Genomic DNA, 26,575 nt, shown 5'->3' with positions numbered 1-26,575 from the left:
GCTGTCGAGAATACCCGCGCCGCCCTGTACGGGTCAAAACGCGTGGGCCACCGCGAACCGGAGGCCCTGCATCCCACAGTCATGTACTCCCCCACGCTACCTCTAAGATGCGCCCCATGAGTTTTGGGCAAGGGGGATCCCCGTGGGGGCCCAACAGCAACGACGATTCGACCCCGGACTGGGCATCGCTCGCGGAGGCGTCGGAGGCACGCGCGCGCAAGAAGCGCTGGATGGTGATCGGCGGTGCGATCGTCGCCACGCTCGCCGTCGGCTCGGCGGTCGCGTGGGGCATCGTCTCGACGAACAGCAAGAACGATGCCGCGAACAAGCCGGCCGACCAGCTGCCGAGCACGGCGGACATCCCCAGCGAGGGCAAGTCGGGAGGTCCGTCCTTCGACGCGACGACCCCGCCGCCCCCGCTCGACCCGAACGACTTCATCAACAGCGCGGCCAAGGACACGGCCCCGCTGACCGCGGACACCCTCTTCCCCATCAAGAAGCTCACCATCGGTGACCGCGTCTACACGAAGGGCGCCACGGCCCGCACCGCCAACTGCTCCTCGGCCGCGACGAAGGGTCTCCAGGGGTTGCTGAGCAGCAACAACTGCGTCCAGATGATCCGCGCCACGTACTTCAAGGGCGATTCCGCGGTCACCATGGGCGTCGCGGTCTTCAAGACGAAGGCACAGGCGGCGAAGGCCAAGGACCAGTACGACTTCGACGGCACGGTCGTCTCGCTGCCCGGCTCCGGCGTGCCCACGTTCTGCCGCACCACGACGTGCCGCCAGACGGCGAACTCGGTGGGCCGCTACGCGTACTTCACCAACGGCGGCCTCACCAACGGCCAGGACGCGACCAAGAAGGACACCACGGTCTTCGCCCTCGGCGACGACCTGCAGGAATACATCTTCCAGCAGATCAAGCGCCGCGGCGAAATCCAGGCGTCCGCGGCGGCCACGTCCGGCTGACTGCCGCCCCGGGCGCCGCCCTCAGCAACATCCGGCGCCCGGGAGCGTCCGCTTGTTGCGCGCCTCCTTGTTGCGCGCGGCGAGCAACTCGTCGGCGGGGTAGCCGACTTCCTCAAGGGTCAGCCCGTGCGGACGCACCACGTGCACGGCGGAGTCCCGCACTCCCGCGGCGAGCACCTTGCCGGGCCAGTCGGCCGGCCGGTGTCCGTCGCCCACGAACAGCAGCGCCCCGATCAGGGACCGCACCATGTTGTGGCAGAAGGCGTCGGCCCGCACGGTCGCCGTGACGATGCCGTCGTCGTCGCGTACGAGGCTCAGCTCCTGCAGCGTACGAATGGTCGTGGCGCCCTCGCGCTTCTTGCAGTACGCCGCGAAGTCGTGCTCGCCCAGCAGCCGTTCGGCGGCCTCGTTCATGGCGTCGACGTCCAACGGCCAGTCGTGCCACAGCACATGGCCCCGCAGCAGCGGATCGACGCCGCCCGGATGGTCCGTCACCCGGTACGCGTACCGCCGCCAGATCGCCGAGAAGCGCGCGTTGAACCCGCTCGGCGCCTCGGCCACCGACCACACCCGCACATCCTTCGGCAGCCGCCCGGCGAGCCGCTTCAGCAGCTTCTCCCGGTGCTCGGCCCAGACCTCCGCCGGCAGGTCCACGTGGGCGACCTGCCCCCGCGCGTGCACCCCCGCGTCGGTCCGCCCGGCCACCGTCAGGTCGTACCCCTGCGAGGACCGCGTCACCGTACGGAGCGCGTCCTCGATCTCCCCCTGCACGGTCCGCCGCCCGGAGGCCTGCTTGGCCCACCCGGAGAAGTCCCGGCCGTCGTAGCTCACGTCGAGCCGCAGCCGGACGAAGCCGTCGGCCACCTCATCACTCACAACAAACAATCCTTAGGGAGAAACGGAAAGCGGGCCCGCCCCGAAAGGGCGGACCCGCTCACACACAAGGCGTCAGCCTCAGGCGTCCTTCGACTCCTCGGCGGCAGCCTCGGCCGGAGCCTCGGTCTGCGCCTCGGCGGCCTCGGCGTCCTTGGCGGCACGCTTGGTGGCGGCCTCGGCCTCACCGGTGGCCTGCTGCTGGACCGTCAGGGCCTCGACCAGCTCGATGACAGCCATGGGCGCGTTGTCGCCACGGCGGTTACCGATCTTGGTGATGCGGGTGTAACCACCCGGACGGTTCTCGTAGCGCGGGGCGATCTCGGTGAAGAGCGTGTGCACGATGCCCTTGTCCGTGATGACCTGGAGCACCTGACGGCGGTTGTGAAGGTCGCCCTTCTTCGCCTTGGTGACCAGACGCTCCGCGTACGGACGCAGACGACGGGCCTTGGCCTCGGTCGTCGTGATCTTGCCGTGCTCGAAGAGGTTCTTCGCGAGGTTCGCGAGGAGCAGCTTCTCGTGCGCGGCGCTGCCGCCCAGACGGGCACCCTTGGCGGGCTTCGGCATGATGTTTCTCCTAGGTGTCTGCCCTGGCCGTACTAGGTACCAAGGTCAGTGTCCGAGCGGGCGGGGTTGCCCGTCGGAGACCCCACGCCCCTGAAAGGGGCGCGGGGAACTGCGCAACCGCAACCACGGCTCCGCAGCAAGTGATCCGACCGCCGAAGCGGAGCGGCTCAGTACTGCTCGGTCTCGACGAAACCGGCGTCCGCGTCGTCGTCGGCGCCGAAGGCGTCGGCGGCGGCGGTCGGGTCGAATCCGGGCGGGCTGTCCTTGAGGGCCAGGCCCATGCCGGCCAGCTTCGCCTTGACCTCGTCGATCGACTTCGCACCGAAGTTGCGGATGTCGAGCAGGTCGGCCTCGGAGCGGGCGACGAGCTCACCCACGGAGTGGATGCCCTCGCGCTTGAGGCAGTTGTAGGACCGAACGGTGAGCTCGAGCTCCTCGATCGGCAGCGCCAGATCGGCGGCAAGGGCGGCGTCCGTGGGGGACGGGCCCATGTCGATGCCCTCGGCGTCGATGTTCAGCTCGCGGGCGAGACCGAACAGCTCGACCAGGGTCTTACCGGCGGACGCCATGGCGTCGCGCGGGCGCATGGCCTGCTTCGTCTCGACGTCGACGATCAGCTTGTCGAAGTCGGTGCGCTGCTCGACACGCGTGGCCTCGACCTTGTACGTGACCTTGAGAACCGGCGAGTAGATCGAGTCGACCGGGATGCGCCCGATCTCCTGACCGACCTGCTTGTTCTGCACGGCGGAGACGTAGCCGCGACCGCGCTCGACGGTCAGCTCCATCTCCAGCTTGCCCTTGCCGTTGAGCGTGGCGAGGACGAGGTCGGGGTTGTGGACCTCGACACCGGCCGGGGGCGCGATGTCGGCGGCGGTGACCAGACCCGGGCCCTGCTTGCGCAGGTACATCACGACCGGCTCGTCGTGCTCCGAGGAGACGACCAGCTGCTTGATGTTCAGGATGAGGTCGGTGACGTCCTCCTTGACGCCCGGCACGGTGGTGAACTCGTGCAGGACACCGTCGATGCGGATGCTGGTGACAGCAGCGCCGGGGATCGACGAGAGGAGGGTGCGGCGGAGGGAGTTGCCGAGGGTGTAGCCGAAGCCCGGCTCCAGCGGCTCGATGACGAACCGGGAGCGGAACTCGTCGACGACCTCTTCGGTCAACGAGGGACGCTGAGCAATCAGCATGAAGTGAATCCTTCAGTCAGGGGCACCCACTATTTGATGCCCTGAGACCACCAGGCGGAGCCTGATGTTGTATCTGTCAAGAGTACGGGCGGTACGGCCCAGTACAAAGGCCGTACCGCCCGAAAAACTCAGACCAAGCGGTCTGCGACGACCCGAGGGTCAGACGCGACGGCGCTTGGGGGGACGGCAGCCGTTGTGCGGCGTCGGCGTGACGTCCTGGATCGAGCCGACCTCGAGGCCGGTCGCCTGGAGCGAGCGGATGGCGGTCTCACGACCGGAACCCGGGCCCTTGACGAAGACGTCGACCTTGCGCATGCCGTGCTCCTGGGCGCGGCGGGCAGCCGACTCGGCAGCCATCTGCGCGGCGAACGGCGTGGACTTGCGCGAGCCCTTGAAGCCGACGTGGCCCGCGGAGGCCCACGAGATCACGTTGCCGGTCGGGTCCGTGATGGACACGATCGTGTTGTTGAACGTGCTCTTGATGTGCGCGTGGCCGTGAGCGACGTTCTTCTTTTCCTTGCGGCGCACCTTCTTGGCAGCGCCCTGACGACCCTTGGGGGGCATGTCGTTCTCCTACAGGGAGGTGGTCGGTCCTACAGCGAAGACCGCTGGTGAGCGTCCGCTGAGGACTACTTCTTGCCCGGCTTCTTCTTACCGGCGATGGCGCGACGCGGGCCCTTGCGGGTACGGGCGTTCGTGCTCGTGCGCTGGCCGTGGACCGGCAGGCCGCGACGGTGACGGAGACCCTGGTAGCAACCGATCTCGACCTTGCGGCGGATGTCGGCCTGGATCTCGCGACGGAGGTCACCCTCGGTCTGGAAGTTCTGGTCCACGTACTCGCGGATCTTCACGAGGTCTTCCTCGGAGATGTCGCGAACGCGGATGTTGCGGTCGACACCGATGGCGTCCAGCGTCTGCTGGGCGCGCGTACGGCCGATGCCGAACACGTAGGTGAGGGCGACCTCAATGCGCTTCTCGCGCGGGAGGTCAACACCTTCAACGCGTGCCATTCATGGCTCCTGTTGATTCTTCGGAGGTCTGCAGCAGAACCACTCCCAGCCGCCGTCCTCTTCGTGCGAAGAGTTGGTACGTGCTGAGTCCTCGGCCTCCGACCGAAGGTGTCGCCACGACGGAACCGTCGCCGGCGGGCTCTGCTTATTTACTCAATGTGCTGCGTCGCGCGAACTCTGCGAACGAACTGCAGTTGAACGGGTCTGCGTCAGCCCTGGCGCTGCTTGTGGCGCGGGTTGTCGCAGATCACCATGACCCGACCGTGACGGCGGATCACCCTGCACTTGTCGCAGATCTTCTTGACGCTCGGCTTGACCTTCATGGGTGAGGTTCTCCGGGTCAGTTGCCGGCGGCCCGCCGAGGCGGGACTAGGGCAAGATCTACTTGTACCGGTAGACGATCCGGCCACGCGTCAGGTCGTACGGAGACAGCTCCACCACGACCCGGTCGTCAGGGAGGATACGGATGTAGTGCATGCGCATCTTGCCGCTGATGTGTGCCAGGACCTGGTGGCCGTTCTGGAGCTCGACCTTGAACATGGCGTTCGGCAGAGACTCGACGACAGTGCCCTCGATCTCGATGGCACCTTGCTTCTTGGCCACGCTTCGCCCTTCGAATCGACTACCTTGATCAGCTTCCGTGGACGCATGGAGACATGCGCATACACGAGAGCCGACGAGTCAGTCTACGTCAGTACCCCCGGAAAGACGAATCTCGTGATTCTGCCCCACTCGGGAGATCAATAAGCCCACGCCACCCCGTCGCGGAGCGGTCCGGGGAGACCCGGTTCAGCCCGGGCCCGGCCTCAGCCCAGCGGGTCCGGTGCCGCCGTCACGCCCAGCTCCGCGAGCTTCGCCTTGCCTCCGACCCACTCTCCAACGCCGCCCTCGCGGGCTCGGCGCCAGGGCGCCTCACAAGCTTCGGGCGGCTGCGCCGGCCTCCGGCCGACGGCCCGGCCTCAGCCCAGCGGGTCCGGTGCCGCCGTCACGCCCAGCTCCGCGAGCTTCGCCTTGCCTCCGTCGGGGGCGGTCAGGACGAGTGGGCCGTCCTCCGTGAGGGCGACCGAGTGCTCCCAGTGCGAGGACCAGGTGCCGTCGGTCGTGATGACGGTCCAGTCGTCGGCCAGCGTCTCCGTCTTCGGCGTACCGAGGGAGACCATGGGCTCGATGGCGAGGCAGAAGCCGGGGACCAGCTTCGGACCCTTGCCGCGGCGGCGCTCGACGTAGTTCAGCAGGTGCGGGTCCATGTGCATCTCGGTGCCGATGCCGTGGCCGCCGTAGTCCTCGACGATCCCGTACTTGCCGCCGCCGGGCTTCGGCTGGCGGCGGATGTACGACTCGATGGCGCGGGAGATGTCGACGAGCCGGTTGCCCTGCTTCATGGCGGCCAGGCCGGCCCACATCGACTCCTCGGTGACCCGGGAGAGCTCGATCAGCTCCGGGGAGTGACCGGAGCCGACGAACGCGGTGTACGCGGCGTCGCCGTGCCAGCCGTCGACGATCGCGCCGCAGTCGATCGAGATGATGTCGCCGTCCTCCAGGACGACCTGGTCGCTCGGGATGCCGTGCACCACGACCTCGTTCTTGGAGGTGCAGATGGTCGCGGGGAACCCTCCGTACCCGAGGAAGTTCGACTTCGCGCCGTGCTCGGCGAGCACCTTGCGGGCGACCTCGTCCAGGTCCTTGGTGGTCGCGCCCGGCACGGCCGCCTCACGGGTCGCGGCGTGGATAGCCGCGACGACAAGCCCCGCCTCCCGCATCTTGCGAATCTGGTCGGGGGTCTTGATCTGCACCATGGGGGCCTGCGCTCTCCGTCATCCGGTACGAGGGTTACGTACGTCCAGTCCCCACCAACACTAAGGCCGCGGTCCCCCCGACGGGGAACCGCGGCCTCAGGCACGTGGTGCGGGGAGCGCTCAGCGCTCCAGGGCCTCCATGGCCCGCGCCGTGACCTCCTCGACCTTGCCGAGGGCGGAGATCGTCACGACGAGCCCCTGCTCCCGGTAGTAGTCGATGATCGGCTCGGTCTGCGTGTGGTAGACCTCGAGCCGCTTGCGCACGGTCTCTTCCTTGTCGTCGTCGCGCTGGTACAGCTCGCCGCCGCAGACGTCACAGACGCCCTCGGTCTTGGGCTGCTTGTACGCGACGTGGAAGACGTGCGCCGAGTCGTTACGGCAGATGCGGCGGCCGGCGATGCGCTTGACCACCTCGTCCTCGGGGACCTCCAGGTCCAGGACCGCGTCCAGCGTCACCTCGTCGGCCTTGAGGGCTACGTCGAGCGCCTCGGCCTGCGAGACATTGCGCGGGAAACCGTCGAGCAGGAAGCCGTTGACGGCGTCCGGCTGCTCCATGCGGTCCTTGGCCATCCCGATGGTGACCTCGTCCGGAACCAGCTGGCCCGCGTCCATGTAGGACTTGGCCTGCTTCCCGAGATCCGTGCCCTGGCTGATGTTGGCACGGAAGAGGTCGCCCGTAGAGATGTGCGGAATCGACAGGTTCTTGGCAAGGAACGCGGCCTGCGTTCCCTTGCCAGCACCGGGCGGCCCGACGAGGACGATTCGCATCAGCGGAGGAACCCTTCGTAATTGCGCTGCTGGAGCTGGCTCTCGATCTGCTTCACCGTCTCCAGGCCGACACCCACGATGATCAGGATGCTCGTGCCCCCGAACGGGAAGTTCTGGTTTGCCCCGAAACCAACCAACGCCATCGTCGGCACGAGAGCGATCAGGCCCAAATACAGCGAACCCGGCCAGGTGATCCGGTTGAGTACGTAACTCAGGTACTCAGCGGTCGGTCGGCCAGCCCGGATGCCCGGGATGAAGCCACCATACTTCTTCATGTTGTCGGCGACTTCCTCGGGGTTGAACGAGATCGCCACGTAGAAGAAGGCGAAGAACACGATCAAGAGGAAGTACGTGACGATGTAAATCGGGTGATTTCCCTTGGTCAGGTGGTCGTCGATCCAGACCTTCCACTGCGAATCGCCCCCGGCGAACTGGGCGACCAGTGCCGGAATGTAGAGCAGCGACGACGCGAAAATGACAGGGATCACACCCGCCTGGTTCACCTTGAGCGGGATGTACGTGGACGTACCGCCGTAGGAACGACGGCCGATCATGCGCTTCGCGTACTGCACCGGGATACGGCGCTGGGCCTGCTCGACGAAGACGACCAGGGCGACCATGACCAGACCGACGAGGATGACGGTGCCGAATTCGATCCAGCCGTCGGCCAGCGAACCCTGCTTCTTGATGGACCACAGGGCGGACGGGAAGGTGGCGGCGATCGAGATGAACATCAGGATCGACATGCCGTTGCCGATGCCGCGGTCCGTGATCAGCTCGCCGAGCCACATCATCACGCAGGTACCGGCGGTCATCACGATGACCATGGTGATGGTGACGAAGATCGACTGGTCGGGCACGATCTCGCTGGCGACCGGGCAGCCCTGGAAGAGGGCGCCGGTGCGGGCGGTGGCGACGAGGCCGGTGCCCTGAAGGATGGCGAGGGCCACCGTCAGATAACGGGTGTACTGCGTGATCTTGGCCGTGCCGGCCTGGCCCTCCTTCTTCAGGGCCTCGAGGCGCGGGATCACCACGGTCAGCAGCTGCAGAATGATGCTCGCGGTGATGTACGGCATGATGCCGAGCGCGAAGATGGTGATCTGCAGCAGCGCGCCGCCGCTGAACATGTTGACCAGACCGAACAGGCCCGAGCTGGAGCTGGCCTGGTCCATGCACGTCTGGACGTTGGAGTAATCGATGCCCGGGATCGGCACATGGGCGCCGAGCCGGTAGATCACGATGATGCCCAGCGTGAAGAGCAGCTTCTTGCGCAGGTCGGGCGTCTTGAACGCCCGGGCGAACGCGGTGAGCACGGTGCCTCCTGCGACCCCCGCGCGCATGCGCAAGAGGTGACGGTCTTGAGGTTCGACAAATACGTAAACGGTCTAACGGCCAAGAACCGGGTTTGGTGCCGGGGGCACACAAAGCCCGGAACTTAACAGCGGACGCCACCTTACCGGCGTAACTGCCCCCCTTGGAACGACCAACCGGGGATGCCCCTTATGTGGGGCATCCCCGGTTGGGATCGCTCATGTCATCGAGCAGCGTCTTGAGTTCAGACGAGCTCGGTGACCGTACCGCCGGCGGCGGTGATCTTCTCCTTGGCGGAGCCGGAGACGGCGTCGACCGTCACCTGCAGCGCCACGGAGATCTCGCCCTGGCCCAGGACCTTGACGAGGCTGTTCTTGCGCACGGCGCCCTTGGCGACGAGACCCTCGACCGTGACCTCGCCACCCTCGGGGTAGAGCGAGGACAGCTTGTCCAGGTTCACGACCTGGAACTCGGTCTTGAACGGGTTCTTGAAGCCCTTCAGCTTCGGAAGACGCATGTGGAGGGGCATCTGGCCACCCTCGAAGCGCTCCGGAACCTGGTAACGGGCCTTCGTACCCTTGGTACCGCGACCTGCCGTCTTACCCTTCGACGCCTCACCACGACCGACACGGGTCTTGGCGGTCTTGGCGCCGGGGGCCGGACGGAGGTTGTGGATCTTGAGCGGGTTCTGCTCACCCATGATCAGTCGACCTCCTCGACCGTCACGAGGTGGCGGACGGTCTGCACCATGCCGCGGAACTCGGGGCGGTCCTCCTTGACGACCTGCGTGTTGATGCCCTTGAGACCAAGGGAACGCAGGGTGTCACGGTGGTTCTGCTTGCTGCCGATGTACGACTTCGTCTGCGTGATCTTGAGCTGCGCCATTACGCACCAGCCCCGGCACGCGCACGCAGCAGGGCCGCGGGAGCGACGTCCTCGAGGGGCAGACCACGGCGAGCCGCGATCTCCTCGGGACGCTGCAGACCACGCAGGGCCTCCACCGTGGCGTGCACGATGTTGATCGCGTTGTCGGAGCCGAGCGACTTCGACAGGATGTCGTGAACGCCGGCGCACTCGAGCACGGCACGCACCGGGCCACCGGCGATAACACCGGTACCGGGGGAAGCCGGCTTGAGCAGGACGACGCCCGCGGCCTTTTCACCCTGGATCGGGTGCGGGATGGTGCCCTGGATACGGGGGACCTTGAAGAAGTGCTTCTTGGCCTCCTCAACACCCTTGGCGATGGCGGCCGGCACCTCCTTGGCCTTGCCGTAACCGACACCCACGGTGCCGTCACCGTCGCCCACCACGACCAGCGCGGTGAAGCTGAAGCGACGACCACCCTTCACAACCTTGGCGACGCGGTTGATCGCGACTACGCGCTCAACGTACGCGGTCTTCTCGGCGGCGTTGCCACCGTCGCGACCCTTCCGGTCCCGCCGCTCGCCGCCACCGGCACCGCCACCGCGGCGCTGGGGTCCAGCCATTGGAATTACCTCTCTCTGTTTCCGCTAGCTACGCAGCATCAAAAAGGCGCTGCGCGAACGGGCAAGACTCAGAACTTGAGTCCGGCTTCGCGGGCGGCGTCCGCCAGGGCGGCGATGCGCCCGGCGTACTGGTTACCACCACGGTCGAACACGACAGCCTCGACACCGGCGGCCTTGGCGCGCTCGGCGACCAGGGCGCCGACCGACTTGGCCTGCGCGGACTTGTCGCCCTCGCCGCCGCGGATCGACGTGTCCAGGGTCGACGCCGACGCGAGGGTGTGACCCTTAACGTCGTCGATGACCTGCGCCACGATGTTCCGGTTCGAGCGCGTCACGACCAGGCGCGGACGCTCGGCCGTACCCGACATGTTCTTGCGGATACGGATGTGGCGGCGCTTGATGGCCGCACGCTTGTAAGCGTCGCCCTTAGCGATCTTCTGACCGTATGCCATGGCTTACTTACCCGCCTTTCCGACCTTGCGGCGGATGACTTCGCCTTCGTACTTGACGCCCTTGGCCTTGTACGGGTCGGGCTTGCGCAGCTTGCGGATGTTGGCCGCAACCTCGCCGACCTTCTGCTTGTCGATGCCCTCGACCGAGAACTTGGTCGGACCCTCGACCTTGAACGAGATGCCCTCGGGCGCCTCGACCAGGATCGGGTGGCTGTAGCCGAGCGAGAACTCCAGGTTGGAGCCCTTCGCCAGGACGCGGTAACCGACACCGCTGATTTCGAGCTTCTTCACGTAACCCGTGGTCACGCCGGTGATCATGTTCGCCACCAGCGTGCGGGACAGGCCGTGCAGGGCCTTGTTCTGACGCTCGTCGTTCGGGCGGGTGACGGCCAGAACGCCGTCCTCACCCTTGGCGATCTCGATCGGCGCCGCAACGGTGTGGCTCAGGGATCCCTTGGGGCCCTTCACCGAGACCGTCTGGCCGTCGATGGTGACGTCCACGCCGGCGGGAACCGTGATGGGGAGCTTGCCAATACGCGACATAGCTGTTTCCTCCGATTCCTTCCGCTACCAGACGTAGGCGAGGACTTCCCCACCCACGCCCTTCTTGCCTGCCTGCTGGCCGGTCAGGAGACCGTGCGACGTGGAGATGATCGCCACGCCCAGGCCACCGAGGACCTTCGGCAGGTTGGTGGACTTCGCGTAAACGCGCAGACCCGGCTTGGAGATGCGCTTGATGCCGGCGATCGAACGCTCACGGTTCGGGCCGAACTTCAGCTCCAGGACGAGGTTCTTGCCGACCTCGGCGTCCTCGACCTTCCAGCCGGTGATGAAACCCTCCTGCTGGAGGATCTCCGCGATGTGCGACTTGATCTTGCTGTGCGGCATCGCCACGGTGTCGTGGTATGCCGAGTTCGCGTTCCGCAGACGCGTAAGCATGTCTGCGATCGGATCAGTCATGGTCATGAATTGGCCTTCGGCCTCTCTCGCCGGGGTTTCCTGTATGCGCCATCCCTCTCCCCACACAGGGGCGGGACGGGTGCGGCGCGGGGACCTACGGCGTAGTAAGTCGGTCAGGGCGGCAGAAACGCCCAACCCTCCTAGCCTAAGCCATGAGAGCTGGAGTCCCTGCCGACCCTCTACTTACCGAGAGATCCGGACAATCCCAACTAAGGGACTACCAGGAGCTCTTGGTCACGCCCGGCAGCTCGCCACGGTGAGCCATCTCACGAAGGCACACGCGGCACAGGCCGAACTTGCGGTACACGGAGTGCGGGCGGCCGCAGCGCTGGCAGCGCGTGTAGCCCCGGACACCGAACTTCGGCTTACGAGCAGCCTTGGCAATAAGAGCCTTCTTCGCCATCTCGCTTACGCCTCCTTGAACGGGAAGCCGAGGTGACGAAGGAGGGCACGGCCCTCGTCGTCGTTGGTCGCCGTGGTGACCACGGTGATGTCCATACCCCGGACGCGGTCGATCTTGTCCTGGTCGATCTCGTGGAACATGACCTGCTCGGTGAGACCGAAGGTGTAGTTGCCACGACCGTCGAACTGCTTGGGGGACAGACCACGGAAGTCGCGGATGCGCGGCAGCGCGAGCGACAGGGTGCGGTCCAGGAACTCCCACATGCGGTCGCCACGGAGCGTGACGTGGGCACCGATCGGCTGCCCCTCACGCAGCTTGAACTGCGCGATGGACTTGCGAGCCTTGGTGATGGCCGGCTTCTGGCCGGTGATCGTCGTGAGGTCACGGACGGCACCGTCCATGAGCTTCGAGTCACGGGCGGCGTCGCCGACACCCATGTTCACGACGACCTTCACGAGACCGGGGATCTGCATGACGTTCTCGTACGAGAACTCGTCCTGCAGCTTCGCCGTGATCTCCTCGCGGTACTTCGTCTTCAGACGCGGAGTGGTGGTGGTCGTCATCAGATGTCCTCACCCGTCCGCTTGGCAACGCGGATCTTGTTGCCTTCGTCGTCGAAGCGGTAACCGACGCGCGTGACGACCTTGTTCCCGTCCTTCTCCACGACCAGCTGGACGTTGGAGACGTGGACCGGGGCCTCGGTGGTCACGATGCCGCCGGCCTGCGAGCCGGAGGCGGTGGGGCCGGCCTTGGTGTGCTTCTTGACCCGGTTGACACCCTCGACCAGGACACGCTCGTCGCGCGGGTAAGCGGCAATGACCTTGCCCTGCTTGCCCTTGTCCTTACCGGTGATGACCTGGACCAGGTCGCCCTTCTTGATCTTCATGCTTACAGCACCTCCGGCGCGAGCGAGATGATCTTCATGAACTTCTTCTCGCGCAGCTCACGGCCGACGGGGCCGAAGATACGGGTGCCGCGGGGGTCGCCGTCGTTCTTCAGAATGACGGCGGCGTTCTCGTCGAAGCGGATGTACGAGCCATCCGGACGGCGACGCTCCTTGACGGTGCGAACGATGACCGCCTTGACGACGTCACCCTTCTTCACGTTGCCACCGGGGATCGCGTCCTTCACGGTGGCGACGATGACGTCACCGATGCCCGCGTAGCGGCGACCCGAGCCACCGAGAACACGGATGGTGAGAATTTCCTTCGCACCCGTGTTGTCGGCGACGCGCAGTCGCGACTCCTGCTGGATCACGTCTATCTCCTGATTGTCTGCCGGTTCCCGGCAGGGGCTTCTCTCTTACGAGAGGGCCCCTGCCGAGCCTGGCGGAACGAACTCTGAGGGATGCCTCAGAGAATTACTTGGCCTTCTCGAGGATCTCGACGATGCGCCAGCGCTTGCTCGCCGACAGCGGACGCGTCTCCATCAGGAGGACGCGGTCGCCGACACCGGCAGCGTTCTGCTCGTCGTGCGCCTTGAGCTTGTTCGTACGGCGGATGACCTTGCCGTACAGCGCGTGCTTGACGCGGTCCTCGACGGCGACGACGACGGTCTTGTCCATCTTGTCGCTGACGACGAGACCCTCACGGGTCTTGCGGAAGCCGCGGGCGGCAGTCTCTTCAGTCACAGTCTTCTCGCTCATCAGGCGCTCTCCACCGTCTCGATGCCCAGCTCGCGCTCACGCATGAGGGTGTAGATCCGCGCGATGTCCTTGCGGACGGCCTTGAGCCGGCCGTGGTTCTCGAGCTGACCGGTCGCCGCCTGGAAGCGGAGGTTGAACAGCTCTTCCTTGGCCTCGCGGAGCTTGGCGACAAGCTCCTCGTTGCCCAGCTCGCGCAGCTCAGACGCCTTGGTTCCGGCCGACATCACGCTTCACCTGCCTCGCGCTTAACGATCTTGCACTTCATCGGCAGCTTGTGCGCTGCACGAGTCAGCGCCTCACGCGCGATCTTCTCGTTGGGGTACGACAGCTCGAACATCACGCGTCCGGGCTTGACGTTGGCGACCCACCACTCCGGCGAACCCTTACCGGAACCCATGCGGGTCTCGGCAGGCTTCTTGGTGAGGGGGCGGTCCGGGTAGATGTTGATCCAGACCTTGCCGCCACGCTTGATGTGACGCGTCATGGCGATACGAGCGGCCTCGATCTGACGGTTCGTCACGTACGCCGGGCTGAGCGCCTGGATGCCGTACTCGCCGAACGCAACCTGCGTGCCACCCTTGGACATACCGCTGCGCTTCGGGTGGTGCTGCTTGCGGTGCTTGACCCTACGGGGGATCAGCATTTCGGTCAGGCCTCCGTTCCGGTGCTCTCAGCCGGAGCGGCAGCGGCGGGCGCGTCGGCCTTGGGGGCCTCGGCGGCCGGAGCCTGCTGCTGCTGCGGCTTACGACCGCGACCGCCACGCTCGCCACCGCGGCCACCACGGGCCGGGCGGTCGTTGCCACCACGGGCCGGGCGGTTGCCGGCGCGGGCAGCGGCGTTCTCGGCGCGAACCTCGGCGATGTTCTTGACGTCGCCCTTGTAGATCCAGACCTTCACGCCGATGCGGCCGAAGGTCGTCTTGGCCTCGAAGAAGCCGTAGTCCACGTTGGCGCGGAGCGTGTGCAGGGGCACACGGCCCTCGCGGTAGAACTCCGAACGGGACATCTCGGCACCGCCGAGACGACCGCCACACTGGATCTTGATGCCCTTGGCGCCGGCCTTCATCGTGCCCTGCATGCTCTTGCGCATGGCACGACGGAAGGAGACGCGGGAGGACAGCTGCTCGGCAACGGCCTGAGCAACCAGCTGAGCGTCGGTCTCGGGGCTCTTGACCTCGAGGATGTTCAGCTGGACCTGCTTGCCCGTGAGCTTCTCGAGGTCACCGCGGATGCGGTCGGCCTCGGCGCCACGGCGGCCGATGACGATGCCGGGACGAGCGGTGTGGATGTCCACACGCACGCGGTCACGGGTGCGCTCGATCTCAACCTTCGAGATGCCGGCGCGCTCCATGCCGGACGTCATCATCCGACGGATGGCGACGTCTTCCTTGACGTAGTCCTTGTACAGCTTGTCGGCGTACCAACGCGACTTGAAGTCGGTCGTGACACCGAGCCGGAACCCGTGCGGGTTTACCTTCTGGCCCATTACCGGGTTCCTTCCTTGCTGCTGACGACCACGGTGATGTGGCTGGTCCGCTTACGGATCCGGTAGGCACGGCCCTGAGCACGCGGACGGAACCGCTTCAGGGTCGGGCCCTCGTCCACGTACGCCTCGCTGATGAACAGCGACGAGGCGTCAGGGTGGTCGTAGTTGTGCGCGGCGTTGGCGATGGCGCTGTCGAGCACCTTGCCCACCGGCTGGCTAGCGGCCTGCGGGGCGAATCGCAGGACCGCCTGAGCCTCCGTGGCGTCCATGCCACGGATGAGGTCCACCACGCGGCGGGCCTTCATGGGCGTGACGCGGATGTACCGCGCCTGGGCCCTGGCTTCCATGGTTGTCCCTTCGGTGTTAGTCATAGTCGATTCCACCCCGCCTTAGCGGCGCTTCGACTTCCGGTCGTCCTTGACGTGACCCCGGAAGGTGCGCGTCGGCGAGAACTCGCCGAGCTTGTGGCCGACCATCGACTCGGTGACGAACACCGGGATGTGGGTCTTGCCGTTGTGCACCGCGATCGTGTGCCCCAGCATGCTGGGGATGATCATCGAGCGGCGGGACCAGGTCTTGATGACGTTCTTGGAACCGGCTTCGTTCTGAGCGTCCACCTTCTTCACGAGGTGGCCGTCGACGAAGGGTCCCTTCTTGAGACTGCGCGGCATCTAAACCCGCTCCTAGCGCTTCTTGTTCGACTTGCGGCGGCGGACGATGTACTTGTTGCTCGCCTTGTTGCGATCACGAGTACGACCCTCCTTCTGGCCCCACGGCGAGACCGGGTGGCGACCACCGGAGGTCTTGCCTTCACCACCACCGTGCGGGTGGTCAACCGGGTTCATGACGACACCACGCACGGTCGGGCGGACGCCCTTCCAGCGCATGCGGCCGGCCTTGCCCCAGTTGATGTTGCTCTGCTCGGCGTTGCCGACCTCGCCGACGGTGGCGCGGCAGCGCACGTCGACCAGGCGGATCTCGCCGGAGGGCATACGAAGGTGGGCCATCGAGCCCTCCTTCGCGAGCAGCTGCACGGAGGCACCCGCGGAGCGGGCGAACTTGGCGCCACCACCGGGACGGAGCTCGATCGCGTGGATCGTGGTACCGACCGGGATGTTGCGGAGCGCCAGGTTGTTACCGGGCTTGATGTCGGCGTTGGGGCCGTTCTCCACCTTGGAGCCCTGCGCGAGACCGCGCGGAGCCAAGATGTAGCGCTTCTCGCCGTCCGCGTAGTGCAGGAGCGCGATGCGCGCGGTGCGGTTCGGGTCGTACTCGATGTGAGCGACCTTCGCCGGCACGCCGTCCTTGTCGTGACGACGGAAGTCGATCACGCGGAAGGCGCGCTTGTGTCCGCCACCCTGGTGGCGAACGGTGATCCGACCGGCGTTGTTACGGCCGCCCTTGCTGTGCAGCGGGCGGACCAGCGACTTCTCCGGCGTGGACCGCGTTACCTCGACGAAGTCGGCGACGGAGGAGCCACGGCGGCCCGGCGTCGTCGGCTTGTACTTGCGGATTCCCATTTCTCAGTCCTCGTCCGATATTCGGACCAGGGTCTCCGTTAGGAGGCCTGGCCGAAGATGTCGATACGGTCGCCCTCAGCGAGGGTCACGATGGCGCGCTTGGTGTCGGCACGCTTGCCGAACCCGGTGCGCGTACGCTTCCGCTTGCCCTGACGGTTGATCGTGTTGACGCCGGTGACCTTGACCGAGAAGACCGTCTCGACGGCCTGCTTGATCTGGGTCTTGTTGGCGCCGGGGGCCACGACGAACGTGTACTTGCCCTCGTCGAGAAGCGCGTAGGACTTCTCGGAGACGACCGGCTTGACGAGGACGTCGCGCGGGTCCGCGAAGGACTTGCTCAGCGGGGTCGGCTCAACGGCGACCTTGCCCTCGGTCGCGATGCGCTTCGCCTTGGCGACGCGCGCGGCCTTGGCGGCCTTCGCAGCCTTGGAGGCAATGCTCGGGTGACGCGTAGCCATCAGGCCTCGCTCCCTTCGGTGTCAGCGGCCTTGGGGCCAGACACGAAGGACTCGAAAGCGGCCTTGGTGAAGACCACGTCGTCCGAGACGAGAACGTCGTACGTGTTCAGCTGGCCCGGCTCCAGGATGTGGACCTGGGGCAGGTTGCGGGCGGAGAGCCACGCGGCCTCGTCGGCACGCTCGGCGACCAGGAGCACGTTCTTGCGCTCCGAGATCTTGCCGAACAGCGTCTTGGCGGCCTTCGTGGAGACCTCGCCCTCGACCACGCCGGAGACGACGTGGATGCGAGCGTTGCGGGCCCGGTCGGTGAGGGCGTGACGCAGCGCGGCAGCCTTCATCTTCTTCGGGGTCCGCTGCGAGTAGTCGCGCGGCACGGGGCCGTGGACGATGCCACCGCCGGCGAACTGCGGAGCGCGGGTCGAGCCCTGACGGGCGCGGCCGGTGCCCTTCTGGCGGTACGGCTTCTTGCCACCGCCGCGGACTTCGCCACGGGTCTTGGTCTTGTGCGTGCCCTGACGGGCAGCGGCCAGCTGTGCGACGACGACCTGGTGGATCAGCGGGATGCTGACCTTCTCAACGTCGAAGATCTCCGCGGGGAGCTCGACGGACCCGGCCTTGTCGCCCACCGGCGAAAGGATGTCAACAGTGCTCATCGGTTACCTCAGGCCCCCTTGGTCGCGGTACGGACCAGGACGAGGCCGCCGTTCGGACCAGGAACCGCGCCCTTGATGAGCAGCAGACCCTTCTCCGCGTCAACGGCGTGGACGGTCAGGTTCTGGGTGGTGACCCGCTCGTTGCCCATGCGGCCCGCCATGCGGGTGCCCTTGAACACACGGCCGGGGGTGGCGCAACCGCCAATGGAGCCCGGCTTGCGGTGGATGCGGTGGGCACCGTGGGAGGCCTTGCCGCCCTTGAAGTTGTGCCGCTTCATGCCACCGGCGAAGCCCTTGCCCTTGCTCTGGCCGGTCACGTCGACCTTGACGCCGCCGTCGAACACCTCAGCGGTGATCTCCTGGCCGAGGGTGTACTCGGACGCGTCCGGCGTACGAATCTCGACGAGGTGGCGACGGGGGGTGACATCGGCCTTGGCGAAGTGGCCCTTGAGCGGCTTGTTCACCTTGCGCGGGTCGATCTCGCCGAAGGCGAGCTGGACGGAGTCGTAACCGTCGACGTCGTTGGTACGAACCTGGGTGATCACGTTCGGACCGGCCTTGACGACGGTGACCGGAACAACACGGTTGTTCTCGTCCCACACCTGCGTCATGCCGAGCTTCTCGCCCAGGATGCCCTTGATCTGCTTAGTCATCTTCAGATCACCGGCCCTCAGAGCTTGATCTCGATGTCGACGCCGGCCGGAAGGTCGAGTCGCATCAGGGAGTCAACGGTCTTCGGCGTCGGGTCGAGGATGTCGATGAGGCGCTTGTGCGTGCGCATCTCGAAGTGCTCGCGAGAGTCCTTGTACTTGTGCGGCGACTTGATGACGCAGTACACGTTCTTCTCGGTAGGCAGCGGCACCGGGCCCGCGACCGACGCACCAGTGCGGGTCACCGTCTCGACGATCTTCTTCGCCGAGGAGTCGATGACCTCGTGGTCGTAGGCCTTGAGCCGGATGCGGATCTTCTGTCCCGCCATGGCTACTTAGTAGTCCTGTCTCTCGTAACGCTCTGGAACCCGGGGGCCCTGTTTCACACTTCCTCCGCCCCACGCGGTCGGGCGTGTCGCAGTCCCGCTGACAGAAATATCCGCATGGATGTCCCTGCTAAGGGGGCCGCGGCCAAGACCGCAAGCACGGGGGAAGAAACCCACCGAGCGCCTGGTCGGGGAACCGCGCTGACGCTTCCCGGAAGATTCCCGTACGTCCGCCCCAGTGCTGCCGCAATCGACAGATAGGGCGACGAGTACTGTGGGACTCGCTTCCGGTCCTCCCGGCGGGAGGCGCGCAGCATCGGCACTCAACCGAGCAACCCCGACAGTCTGCCATACAGGGCACGTCCGGGGCCAATCGAGCCGAAGAGAGTACCCCCTCAGTGACGAAGGTCAAACCAGGGGTGTCCGTGTCGCGCTTCCCCGGCTCCGCACCGGTTACCACCGCAAAGGCCCGTACCAGCCCCTTGCTCCCGCTGCCCACACGCCTCAAGCTCCCATCATGGAGCTGGAGTTGCGGCATCTCAGGACGGTCCGGGCGATCGCCGATGCGGGCAGCCTCACCAGGGCGGCGACCGTGCTGGGGCTCGCGCAGCCCGCGCTGAGCGCCCAGCTCAGACGGATCGAGCGGGCCCTGGGCGGAGAACTGTTCGAGCGCGGTCGGCACGGGGTGCGGGCCACCGCCCTCGGCGAGCTGGTCCTGGAGCGGGCCCGGATCGTCCTGCCGGCCGTGTCCGAGCTGCAGCAGGAGGCGACCCGGTTCGCCCACGCACGCCGGGGCAGCGAGCGGCTGCGGCTCGGCGGGACGCACGGACCGCTGCTCGGCGCCCTGGTCGACCGGCTCGCCGAGGAGCTGCCGGACACCGCCGTGACGACCCGCGCCTCCTGGTCCGAGCGGGAGCTGGCGGACCACGTGGACCAGGGGCTGCTCGACTTCGCCCTGCTCGGCACCTGCGGCTCCGCTCCCCCGCCGGGCCCCGCCCACCTGGAGTGGCGGGAGATCGCCCTGGACCCGGTCTGCGTGATGCTGCCGGACGGGCATCCGCTGGTCGACGCTCCCGAGGCGGAGCTGACGGCGCTGGCCGGTGAGGCCTGGGCCTGCGTGCCCGGCGACGGCTGCTTCGCCGACTGCTTCACCGCGGCGTGCGCCCGCGCCGGTTTCACCCCGCGCCGCATGTACGAGACGGACACCGCGTCCTGCGTGCACCTGGTGCAGGTCGGCCGGGCGGTGGGCCTGTGCCGGGCCACGTTCCCGCCGACGCCGGGCATCACGGTGCGCCCGCTCGCCGGGGCCCCGCTGCTGTGGCGGCATCTGCTGGGGCTGCACCCCGGCACCCAGCACCCGGACACCGTCGACCTCGTCCTCAGGCAGGCGCGCGGCGCACACGCGGACACGGCCCGCACGGCCGCCGACAGCGCCACCGACGGCACCGACGCCACCGACGCCACCGCCGACGGCGTCGCACCGGCCGACGGGGCCGCCATAACACCGGCCCCGGGGGTCGGCTGACGTCTTATGCGGCCCGATCCGGCCTCCTACGGTTTCGGCACCTCCCCACCCGACACCGAGGAGACGCCATGCTGCACAGACGCACCAGGGCCGTGTACGCGGCCCTGATCTCGTCGGCCGCGCTGATCGTCGCGGGGCTCGGCAGTTCCGCGACGGCCGCGCCCTCCCCCGCTCCGGCCGACACCCTCCGCACCGACGAGGCCCCGCCCGCCCTGCTGAGCGCCATGCAGCGGGACCTCGGCCTCGACCGCACGCAGGCCCGCGAGCGGCTGGCCAACGAGGCCGACGCGGGCGCCGCCGCGGGCCGACTGCGGCTCGCGCTCGGCCGGGACTTCGCGGGCGCCTGGGTGCGCGGCGCCGCGTCCGACGTGCTGACCGTGGCGACGACCGACGCGGCCGACGTCCCCCGCATCGAGGCGGCGGGCGCCCGCGCCCGGATCGCGGCGCACACACTGTCCGCGCTCGACGCCGCGAAGGCCCGCGTCGACCGGGCCGCGAAGCACCACGACACCGCGGCGACGCCGGTCTGGTACGTCGATGCGCCCTCCAACTCCCTTGTGGTGGAGGCGAGTCGGCGCTCCGCCGCGGACGCGCTGCTGAAGGCGGCGGGGGTTCAGCCCGGCCTCGTACGGGTCGTCGCGTCGAAGGAGCGGCCGCGGCCGCTGTACGACCTGCGCGGCGGTGACGCGTACTACATGAACAACAGCGGCCGCTGTTCCATCGGCTTCCCCGTCACCCGCGGCACCCAGCAGGGCTTCGCCACGGCCGGGCACTGCGGGCAGGCGGGCACACCCACCAGCGGCTCCAACCGGGTCGCCCAGGGCACCTTCCAGGCCTCGATCTTCCCCGGCAACGACATGGCGTGGGTGGCCACCAACGCCAACTGGACCGCGACCCCGAACGTGAACGGTTCGAGCGCGCAGGTCGCCGGATCCACGCAGGCGACGGTCGGCTCCTCCGTGTGCCGCTCGGGCTCCACCACCGGCTGGCACTGCGGCACCGTCCAGCAGCTCAACACCAGCGTCACCTACCAGGAGGGCACCGTCTCCGGCGTGACCCGCACCTCGGTGTGCGCCGAACCGGGCGACTCCGGCGGCTCGTTCATCTCCGGCAGCCAGGCCCAGGGCGTCACGTCGGGCGGCTCGGGCAACTGCACCAGCGGCGGCACCACGTACTTCCAGCCGGTCAACCCGATCCTGCAGAACTACGGTCTGACGCTGAAGACCGCGGGCGGCAGCGATCCGGGCAACCCCGGTGAGCCCGGCGAGCCGGGCGGCACCTGGGCCGCAGGCACCGTCTACCAGGCGGGCGCCACGGTGACGTACGGCGGCGCCACCTACCGCTGCCTCCAGACCCACCAGGCGCAGGCCGGCTGGCAGCCGCCGAACGTGCCCGCCCTCTGGCAGCGCGTCTGACCCCGGCCCGACAGCGCGGGGCAGGGCCCGGAGCGGCTGGTGACGACGGGGAAGCGTGTGCTTGTCTGTGACGGATCTTGAAGCGAGAGCCGTCAGAGGAGAAGCCCACGTGAGTCGACCGGCCGGTCCGGGCCCGCACTTCGTCCCGCGCGCGTACATCAATCCGCGCTTCGAGGAGGATCTGGCCTTCAACCTCGTGAGCGGTCCCGACCGGTACGCGTCCACGACCGAACTGCCCGTCCGCTACGTCGCCGTGGCCGACGCCAAGGGCACCGTCACCGGCTACGTGTGGGCGAACGACGAGGACGGGGCGGCCGGCCAGATCGACCGCAGGGACGCCCGGCACAAGGCGGTCAACCTGCGGCCCCGGCTCGACGACGCCAAGGCCCGCGGCCGCACCCCGTCCCAGGTCCTCCAGGAACTGATCGCCGACGCCGGCCCCGGCCACCTGGTGGCGGGCCCCGTGGCCACCGCCCCGCACGTGCGCGTCCTGGACGAGCTCGCGGACCGGCACGCCCCCGAGCGCCGCTGGTCCGCCGCGCGCGGCGCCCTCGTCGGCCTCGCCGTCGGCGACGCGATGGGCCGCCCGCTGTCCAACCTGTGCCCGGACCGGATCACGGCGACGTACGGCGGCTGGCGGCAGATGGAACTCCCGCTGTACGACGGCGAGTCGGTCCGGGTGTCCGACCAGACACAGCTCACCCTCGCGGTCGCGGAGGCGCTCGCCGAGGTCGCCGTCCGGGCGCCGCTGACCGAGGCGGAGTCGCGGCACAGCCTGACCACGCGCGGCGCGCTGCCCGCCCCGCCCTGGCTCACCCCCGCGGCCGTCGCCGCCGCGCTGCGCACCCACCTCGTGCGCTGGCTGCGCGCACCCGACAACGACCGCGCGCCCGGCCGCACCACGCTCGACGCGTGCACCGCGCTGGAGCGGCAGATCCCCTGGCAGGCGGCCTCCGCGCGCGACTCCAAGGGCTGCGCCACCGTGGTGCGGGCCGCCGCCGTCGGTCTCACCCCGTATGTGAGCGCCGAACAGCGGTCGGGCATCGCGCAGTTGCAGTCCGCGCTCACCCACGGCCACCCGACGGCGCTCGCCGCGAGCGACCTCTCCGCGCACGCCGTGCACCTCCTCGCCCACGGCTGCGAACCGGCCGCGCTCCTCGACGAGCTGCGCGCCCACGCGGCCGCGTCCCGCTGGACGTACCGCACGGACTGGCTCGGCGACCTGGCCGCGCGGGCGGGCGCCGAGAACCCCGCCGCGTACGTCGCGCAGGGCTGGGACGAGTGCCTGACGGCCCTGGACACCGTGGCCTCGGCCCTCGCCACCAAGGATCCGGACCGGGAGCCGGGCGCCGCCGTCGGCACCGCGTGGACCGCCGACGGGGTGCTCGCGGGCGCCCTGTACGCATTCCTGGTCACCGACGGTCCCCGCTGGGCCGTGCGGCGCGCCGCGCACACCTCCGGCGCCTCCGCCGCGACCGCCGCCCTGGCGGGAGCCTTCGCCGGCGCCCACCGCGGAAAGGGGAACTGGCCGCAGGAGTGGCAGCAGGCCGTCGAGTACCGCGAGCGCCTCGACGCCCTGGCAAAGGCTTGGGACAGAGACTGAGGTCACCGGAACCCGGCCACCCCGTTGCCCCTCTGTTGAGGTGACCCACCTGAACAGAGGCGCGCGCACCACCTTCGAACCGCTGCCTCGGCAGCGAACGGAAGTGAGCGCCACCGTGCGGGAAAGACCTGCCACACCCCTGCCCGACATAGCCGCCCGGCGCGGCCCCTCGCGCCGCGGCACCCTCCTGAGCGTCGCCGCGCTCGCCGCAGCGGGCACCCTCACCGCCTGCTCCCGCACCGATCCCGCACCGGCGCGCACCACCGTCCCCGCGCCCGCCACCGGCCGCGCCGCCGCACAGGCCGAGCGCGCCCTGCTGCTCCAGGTCCTCGCCCACCCCGACGACGACCTGTACTTCATGAACCCTGACACCCGGCAGGCCCTCGACGCGGGCACCCCGGTCGTCTGCGTGTACGTCACCGCGGGCGAGGCCGACGGCCGCAACAAGACGGCCACCGACCGCGCACCGGCCCCCGACAAGGCGGCCTACTCCTCGGCCCGCCACCAGGGCCTGCGCCAGGCGTACGCGGAGCAGCTCGGCCTGCCCCTCTTCACCCGCTGGACCACGAGCGCCGTGCAACTGCCCGGTGGGTTCCGGGTCGAGGTCGATTCGCTCCAACACCGCGGCCACAGCGTCGAATTGGTGCACCTGAACCTCGGCATGCACACCCCCGAGGGCCACATGGGCGTCCCCGCCCTGTGGCGCGAACCCGGACTGCGGCTGCGCACACTCGTCCCCGTGGGCTCCCCGCTGCGCGCCGTCCAGGCCTACGACCACGAGTCCCTGATCGGCGTGCTCGTCGCGCTCTTCGAGCGGTACCGCCCGACCCTCGTGCACACCCTCGACCCGGATCCCGACATCCAGCACAGCGACCGGCTCACGCAGATCCGCGACAGCGAGCAGCCGGGCTACTCCGACCACGCCGACCACACGGCCGTCGCCTGCTTCAGCTGGGCCGCGCTGATCCGCTGGGCGCAGCGGTCCAAGGGCGGACCGCCCGCGTTCGCCGCCACCGCCTTCCGCGGCTACTACAACAACCACTGGCCGAAGAACCTGCCGCCGCAGGTCCTTGAGGCGAAGGCCGCCCAGCTCGTCCCGTACGGCGCCGCCCCCGACTGGAGCTGCGGCAACCCGTCGGGCTGCGGCGACTACAACGTCGGCGGCGACCGTCCCCTCACCAACCGCAAGGGCTGGGTCCGCGCCACCCACTACCGCTACCCCGGCCCCCGGCTCGCCCTCCTCCCGGACGGCGAAGGACGGCTCACCGCGTACGGCGTGCTCGGCCTGCGCGCCGTCCGGTACACGGAGAAGGACGGCGAGTTCGGCGACCCGGTCGACCTCGGCGGCGGCCCGCTCGCCCCGTCCCTCGCGGCCGTCGTGCTCCCCGGCGGCCGCCACCTCGTCGTCGGCCTGCGCCTCGCGTCCGTGGAGAACGGCGCCGACGTGCGCGAGATCGTGGCCCTTGACCAGCGGGTGTGGAAGGGCCTCGGCAACCCGGAGACCGACCCCGACCGCGCCCGCCGCATCGGTGTCCCGGTGGCGGTCACCGCCCCGGACGGCCGCGTCCACCTCTTCGTACGCAACGCGGGGCAGGGCGTCAGCACGCGGGTGCGGGAGACGTCCGGCTCCTGGTCCCCGTGGCGCGGGCTCGGCGGGGGCCCGGTCCAGGACGGGCTCACGGCGGTCGTCGGCGACGACGGCGAGGTCCACGTCTACGCGCCGGGCCGCGACACCGTCCACCACTGGACGCCTCGGGGCCCCGCGCCCCTGAGCGGCCTTGCCGTCCCCGCCGACGCGATCGCCGCGTCCGGCGACCGCCTCTACTACCGCCCGCCGGCCTCCGCCGAACTGCTGAGCGCCGGCGGACCGCGCGTCGACTTCCCCGGCTACGGTCCGGTGGCCGCGGCCGGCGCGCACCTCCTCGGCCGTGACACGCGCGGCCGGATCCAGCTCCACCACGCGGGCCGCACCACGCGCCCGAGCACGCCGCCGGTCACCCTGGACGGCCCGGCCCTGGCCCTGACCTCCAAAGGCCCGGCCGCCGCGGGCCTCTCCCCCGACGCCCGGCCGTGGCTGTGGCGGCCGACGCAGGTGCGCGCGTAACAGCGTCAGGACAAGCGTCCGGACAGCAGAAAGGGCCCGTACGACCGAAGTCGTACGGGCCCTCTCAGGTGCTCTATGAGCTACCAGGCATCAAGCCCAACAGGTAAGTGAGACTTACTTGTTGATCTTGGTGACCTGGCCGGCGCCCACGGTCCGGCCACCCTCACGGATGGCGAACTTCAGGCCCTCTTCCATGGCGACCGGCTGGATGAGCTGGACGGACATCTCGGTGTTGTCGCCCGGCATGACCATCTCGGTGCCCTCGGGGAGGGTCACAACGCCCGTCACGTCCGTCGTACGGAAGTAGAACTGCGGACGGTAGTTGTTGAAGAACGGCGTGTGGCGGCCACCCTCGTCCTTGGACAGGATGTAGGCCTGGGCCTCGAACTCGGTGTGCGGCGTGACCGAACCGGGCTTGATGATGACCTGGCCGCGCTCGACGTCCTCGCGCTTGATGCCACGGAGGAGGAGACCGACGTTCTCACCGGCCTGGCCCTCGTCGAGCAGCTTGCGGAACATCTCGATGCCGGTGACCGTGGTGGTGGTCTTCTCGGTCTTGATGCCGATGATGTCGACGGTCTCGTTGACCTTGAGGACACCACGCTCGATGCGGCCGGTGACGACGGTGCCACGACCGGTGATCGTGAAGACGTCCTCGATCGGCATCAGGAACGGCTTGTCGACGTCGCGCTCCGGGGCCGGGATGGCCTCGTCGACGGCGTGCATGAGCTTGAGGACGGAGTCGCCCCACTCCTTGTCGCCCTCGAGCGCCTTGAGCGCCGAGACCTTGACGACCGGAACGTCGTCGCCCGGGAACTCGTACTCGGAGAGGAGCTCACGGACCTCGAGCTCGACGAGCTCCAGGATCTCCTCGTCGTCCACCATGTCGGCCTTGTTCAGGGCGACGACGATGTACGGAACGCCGACCTGGCGGGCCAGGAGCACGTGCTCCTTGGTCTGCGGCATCGGGCCGTCGGTGGCGGCGACCACGAGGATGGCGCCGTCCATCTGCGCGGCACCCGTGATCATGTTCTTGATGTAGTCCGCGTGACCCGGGCAGTCGACGTGGGCGTAGTGACGCGCCTCGGTCTGGTACTCGACGTGCGCGATGGAGATCGTGATACCGCGCTGGCGCTCCTCAGGAGCCTTGTCGATCTGGTCGAAGGCCGAGGCCTCGTTCAGGTCGGGGTACGCGTCGTGCAGCACCTTGGTAATGGCGGCCGTGAGGGTCGTCTTACCGTGGTCAATGTGACCGATGGTGCCGATGTTGACGTGCGGCTTAGTCCGCTCGAACTTCGCCTTCGCCACTGGGTCCTCCTGTGGAGTGGTTCTGTACGCCTTGCTTCATCGGCGCCAGGTGATCTTTGCTGGAAAGCCGGGTTCCCGGGGCATTTCGCGGCTGTTGC

General features: G+C 68.3%; 37 protein-coding genes. 5 read left to right on the top strand and 32 right to left on the bottom strand.

Translation table 11 applies throughout. The annotated features are described in order from the left end of the window. Positions 1-116: 116 nt before the first annotated feature. Positions 117-968: a hypothetical protein gene (locus ACY34M_RS08390; protein WP_462716235.1), complete on the top strand. Its 852-nt coding sequence runs from the start codon at positions 117-119 to the stop codon at positions 966-968. Between the two features lie 21 nt (positions 969-989). On the opposite strand, the gene truA is transcribed toward ACY34M_RS08390, so the two are convergent. From truA to rpsJ, 31 genes are all read right to left on the bottom strand, one after another. After that, positions 990-1,844 carry a tRNA pseudouridine(38-40) synthase TruA gene (gene truA / locus ACY34M_RS08385; protein WP_462716236.1) on the bottom strand — a complete coding sequence of 285 codons (855 nt, stop codon included), beginning with the start codon at positions 1,842-1,844 and terminating at the stop codon, positions 990-992. Between the two features lie 78 nt (positions 1,845-1,922). Then, the gene (rplQ, locus tag ACY34M_RS08380) at positions 1,923-2,408 is read right to left on the bottom strand and encodes a 50S ribosomal protein L17 (RefSeq protein ID WP_462716237.1); all 486 of its coding nucleotides are present in this window, start codon (positions 2,406-2,408) and stop codon (positions 1,923-1,925) included. A gap of 167 nt (positions 2,409-2,575) precedes the next feature. Beyond that, entirely contained in the window at positions 2,576-3,598 is a 1,023-nt protein-coding gene (locus ACY34M_RS08375) for a DNA-directed RNA polymerase subunit alpha (protein WP_003966937.1), read from the bottom strand. A 159-nt stretch (positions 3,599-3,757) separates the two neighbouring features. Beyond that, a complete protein-coding gene (rpsK, locus tag ACY34M_RS08370) occupies positions 3,758-4,162 on the bottom strand; it encodes a 30S ribosomal protein S11 (RefSeq protein ID WP_003948617.1) in 405 nt (134 codons plus the stop codon). A gap of 65 nt (positions 4,163-4,227) precedes the next feature. After that, the gene (rpsM, locus tag ACY34M_RS08365; RefSeq protein ID WP_306320981.1) at positions 4,228-4,608 is read right to left on the bottom strand and encodes a 30S ribosomal protein S13; all 381 of its coding nucleotides are present in this window, start codon (positions 4,606-4,608) and stop codon (positions 4,228-4,230) included. A 209-nt stretch (positions 4,609-4,817) separates the two neighbouring features. Next, positions 4,818-4,931: a 50S ribosomal protein L36 gene (gene rpmJ / locus ACY34M_RS08360; RefSeq protein ID WP_003974245.1), complete on the bottom strand. Its 114-nt coding sequence runs from the start codon at positions 4,929-4,931 to the stop codon at positions 4,818-4,820. Positions 4,932-4,989: 58 nt separating this feature from the next. Continuing rightward, a complete protein-coding gene (gene infA / locus ACY34M_RS08355) occupies positions 4,990-5,211 on the bottom strand; it encodes a translation initiation factor IF-1 (protein ID WP_003948620.1) in 222 nt (73 codons plus the stop codon). A gap of 356 nt (positions 5,212-5,567) precedes the next feature. Continuing rightward, positions 5,568-6,404, bottom strand: a complete 837-nt coding sequence (gene map, locus ACY34M_RS08350) for a type I methionyl aminopeptidase (protein ID WP_462716238.1) — start codon at positions 6,402-6,404, stop codon at positions 5,568-5,570. A 120-nt stretch (positions 6,405-6,524) separates the two neighbouring features. Further along, the gene (locus ACY34M_RS08345) at positions 6,525-7,172 is read right to left on the bottom strand and encodes an adenylate kinase (RefSeq protein WP_462716239.1); all 648 of its coding nucleotides are present in this window, start codon (positions 7,170-7,172) and stop codon (positions 6,525-6,527) included. Next, on the bottom strand, positions 7,172-8,485 hold the full coding sequence (secY, locus tag ACY34M_RS08340) for a preprotein translocase subunit SecY (RefSeq protein WP_462716240.1): 1,314 nt from the start codon (positions 8,483-8,485) through the stop codon (positions 7,172-7,174). The genes ACY34M_RS08345 and secY overlap by 1 nt, the downstream gene beginning before the upstream one ends. A gap of 242 nt (positions 8,486-8,727) precedes the next feature. Further along, complete coding sequence (gene rplO, locus ACY34M_RS08335) at positions 8,728-9,183, bottom strand: 50S ribosomal protein L15 (protein ID WP_462716241.1); 456 nt, start codon at positions 9,181-9,183, stop codon at positions 8,728-8,730. Positions 9,184-9,185: 2 nt separating this feature from the next. Beyond that, positions 9,186-9,368: a 50S ribosomal protein L30 gene (gene rpmD, locus ACY34M_RS08330; protein WP_030567278.1), complete on the bottom strand. Its 183-nt coding sequence runs from the start codon at positions 9,366-9,368 to the stop codon at positions 9,186-9,188. Then, positions 9,368-9,970, bottom strand: a complete 603-nt coding sequence (rpsE, locus tag ACY34M_RS08325) for a 30S ribosomal protein S5 (protein WP_306320975.1) — start codon at positions 9,968-9,970, stop codon at positions 9,368-9,370. The genes rpmD and rpsE overlap by 1 nt, the downstream gene beginning before the upstream one ends. A gap of 68 nt (positions 9,971-10,038) precedes the next feature. Continuing rightward, positions 10,039-10,422: a 50S ribosomal protein L18 gene (gene rplR, locus ACY34M_RS08320; protein ID WP_326020847.1), complete on the bottom strand. Its 384-nt coding sequence runs from the start codon at positions 10,420-10,422 to the stop codon at positions 10,039-10,041. 3 nt (positions 10,423-10,425) lie between these two features. After that, a complete protein-coding gene (rplF, locus tag ACY34M_RS08315; RefSeq protein WP_450816576.1) occupies positions 10,426-10,965 on the bottom strand; it encodes a 50S ribosomal protein L6 in 540 nt (179 codons plus the stop codon). A 24-nt stretch (positions 10,966-10,989) separates the two neighbouring features. Continuing rightward, positions 10,990-11,388, bottom strand: coding sequence for a 30S ribosomal protein S8 (gene rpsH / locus ACY34M_RS08310; protein ID WP_018528360.1), 399 nt, complete (start codon positions 11,386-11,388; stop codon positions 10,990-10,992). Between the two features lie 211 nt (positions 11,389-11,599). After that, positions 11,600-11,785, bottom strand: a complete 186-nt coding sequence (locus tag ACY34M_RS08305; protein ID WP_003948630.1) for a type Z 30S ribosomal protein S14 — start codon at positions 11,783-11,785, stop codon at positions 11,600-11,602. 5 nt (positions 11,786-11,790) lie between these two features. Beyond that, positions 11,791-12,348: a 50S ribosomal protein L5 gene (rplE, locus tag ACY34M_RS08300; RefSeq protein ID WP_306320972.1), complete on the bottom strand. Its 558-nt coding sequence runs from the start codon at positions 12,346-12,348 to the stop codon at positions 11,791-11,793. Then, a complete protein-coding gene (gene rplX / locus ACY34M_RS08295) occupies positions 12,348-12,671 on the bottom strand; it encodes a 50S ribosomal protein L24 (protein ID WP_016645174.1) in 324 nt (107 codons plus the stop codon). The genes rplE and rplX overlap by 1 nt, the downstream gene beginning before the upstream one ends. A 2-nt stretch (positions 12,672-12,673) precedes the next feature. Then, complete coding sequence (gene rplN, locus ACY34M_RS08290; protein WP_003974257.1) at positions 12,674-13,042, bottom strand: 50S ribosomal protein L14; 369 nt, start codon at positions 13,040-13,042, stop codon at positions 12,674-12,676. 103 nt (positions 13,043-13,145) lie between these two features. Then, the gene (gene rpsQ / locus ACY34M_RS08285; protein ID WP_266713085.1) at positions 13,146-13,430 is read right to left on the bottom strand and encodes a 30S ribosomal protein S17; all 285 of its coding nucleotides are present in this window, start codon (positions 13,428-13,430) and stop codon (positions 13,146-13,148) included. Then, positions 13,430-13,654: a 50S ribosomal protein L29 gene (gene rpmC, locus ACY34M_RS08280; protein WP_017949657.1), complete on the bottom strand. Its 225-nt coding sequence runs from the start codon at positions 13,652-13,654 to the stop codon at positions 13,430-13,432. Before rpmC ends, rpsQ begins: the two co-directional genes overlap by 1 nt. After that, on the bottom strand, positions 13,654-14,073 hold the full coding sequence (rplP, locus tag ACY34M_RS08275; protein ID WP_306320970.1) for a 50S ribosomal protein L16: 420 nt from the start codon (positions 14,071-14,073) through the stop codon (positions 13,654-13,656). Before rplP ends, rpmC begins: the two co-directional genes overlap by 1 nt. A gap of 5 nt (positions 14,074-14,078) precedes the next feature. Beyond that, complete coding sequence (gene rpsC / locus ACY34M_RS08270) at positions 14,079-14,915, bottom strand: 30S ribosomal protein S3 (RefSeq protein WP_306320969.1); 837 nt, start codon at positions 14,913-14,915, stop codon at positions 14,079-14,081. Further along, positions 14,915-15,262, bottom strand: a complete 348-nt coding sequence (rplV, locus tag ACY34M_RS08265) for a 50S ribosomal protein L22 (protein ID WP_385755885.1) — start codon at positions 15,260-15,262, stop codon at positions 14,915-14,917. Before rplV ends, rpsC begins: the two co-directional genes overlap by 1 nt. A 42-nt stretch (positions 15,263-15,304) precedes the next feature. Then, a complete protein-coding gene (gene rpsS / locus ACY34M_RS08260; protein ID WP_018528354.1) occupies positions 15,305-15,586 on the bottom strand; it encodes a 30S ribosomal protein S19 in 282 nt (93 codons plus the stop codon). A 12-nt stretch (positions 15,587-15,598) separates the two neighbouring features. After that, positions 15,599-16,435 (bottom strand): 50S ribosomal protein L2, encoded by an 837-nt coding sequence (rplB, locus tag ACY34M_RS08255; protein WP_306320967.1) that lies wholly within the window; start codon positions 16,433-16,435, stop codon positions 15,599-15,601. Positions 16,436-16,473: 38 nt separating this feature from the next. Further along, a complete protein-coding gene (gene rplW, locus ACY34M_RS08250) occupies positions 16,474-16,893 on the bottom strand; it encodes a 50S ribosomal protein L23 (protein ID WP_462716242.1) in 420 nt (139 codons plus the stop codon). Continuing rightward, complete coding sequence (gene rplD / locus ACY34M_RS08245) at positions 16,893-17,546, bottom strand: 50S ribosomal protein L4 (protein WP_462716243.1); 654 nt, start codon at positions 17,544-17,546, stop codon at positions 16,893-16,895. The genes rplW and rplD overlap by 1 nt, the downstream gene beginning before the upstream one ends. An 8-nt stretch (positions 17,547-17,554) precedes the next feature. Continuing rightward, positions 17,555-18,199: a 50S ribosomal protein L3 gene (rplC, locus tag ACY34M_RS08240; RefSeq protein WP_422408941.1), complete on the bottom strand. Its 645-nt coding sequence runs from the start codon at positions 18,197-18,199 to the stop codon at positions 17,555-17,557. A 17-nt stretch (positions 18,200-18,216) separates the two neighbouring features. Further along, positions 18,217-18,525: a 30S ribosomal protein S10 gene (rpsJ, locus tag ACY34M_RS08235; RefSeq protein WP_003948644.1), complete on the bottom strand. Its 309-nt coding sequence runs from the start codon at positions 18,523-18,525 to the stop codon at positions 18,217-18,219. A gap of 514 nt (positions 18,526-19,039) precedes the next feature. Between rpsJ and ACY34M_RS08230 the strand changes: the two genes are divergently transcribed. From ACY34M_RS08230 to ACY34M_RS08215, 4 genes are all read left to right on the top strand, one after another. After that, a complete protein-coding gene (locus ACY34M_RS08230; RefSeq protein ID WP_462716244.1) occupies positions 19,040-20,047 on the top strand; it encodes a LysR family transcriptional regulator in 1,008 nt (335 codons plus the stop codon). Between the two features lie 68 nt (positions 20,048-20,115). Next, on the top strand, positions 20,116-21,462 hold the full coding sequence (locus ACY34M_RS08225; RefSeq protein ID WP_462716245.1) for a carbohydrate-binding protein: 1,347 nt from the start codon (positions 20,116-20,118) through the stop codon (positions 21,460-21,462). Between the two features lie 109 nt (positions 21,463-21,571). Then, the gene (locus ACY34M_RS08220) at positions 21,572-23,065 is read left to right on the top strand and encodes an ADP-ribosylglycohydrolase family protein (RefSeq protein WP_462716246.1); all 1,494 of its coding nucleotides are present in this window, start codon (positions 21,572-21,574) and stop codon (positions 23,063-23,065) included. A 115-nt stretch (positions 23,066-23,180) separates the two neighbouring features. Next, positions 23,181-25,169, top strand: a complete 1,989-nt coding sequence (locus ACY34M_RS08215; protein WP_462716247.1) for a PIG-L family deacetylase — start codon at positions 23,181-23,183, stop codon at positions 25,167-25,169. Positions 25,170-25,283: 114 nt separating this feature from the next. On the opposite strand, the gene tuf is transcribed toward ACY34M_RS08215, so the two are convergent. Further along, positions 25,284-26,477, bottom strand: coding sequence for an elongation factor Tu (gene tuf / locus ACY34M_RS08210; RefSeq protein ID WP_399227927.1), 1,194 nt, complete (start codon positions 26,475-26,477; stop codon positions 25,284-25,286). Positions 26,478-26,575: the final 98 nt, after the last annotated feature.

The sequence above is a fragment of the Streptomyces sp. EDA2-14 genome (genome assembly GCF_054963755.1).
This window is presented reverse-complemented; position numbering and strand designations above follow the sequence as displayed.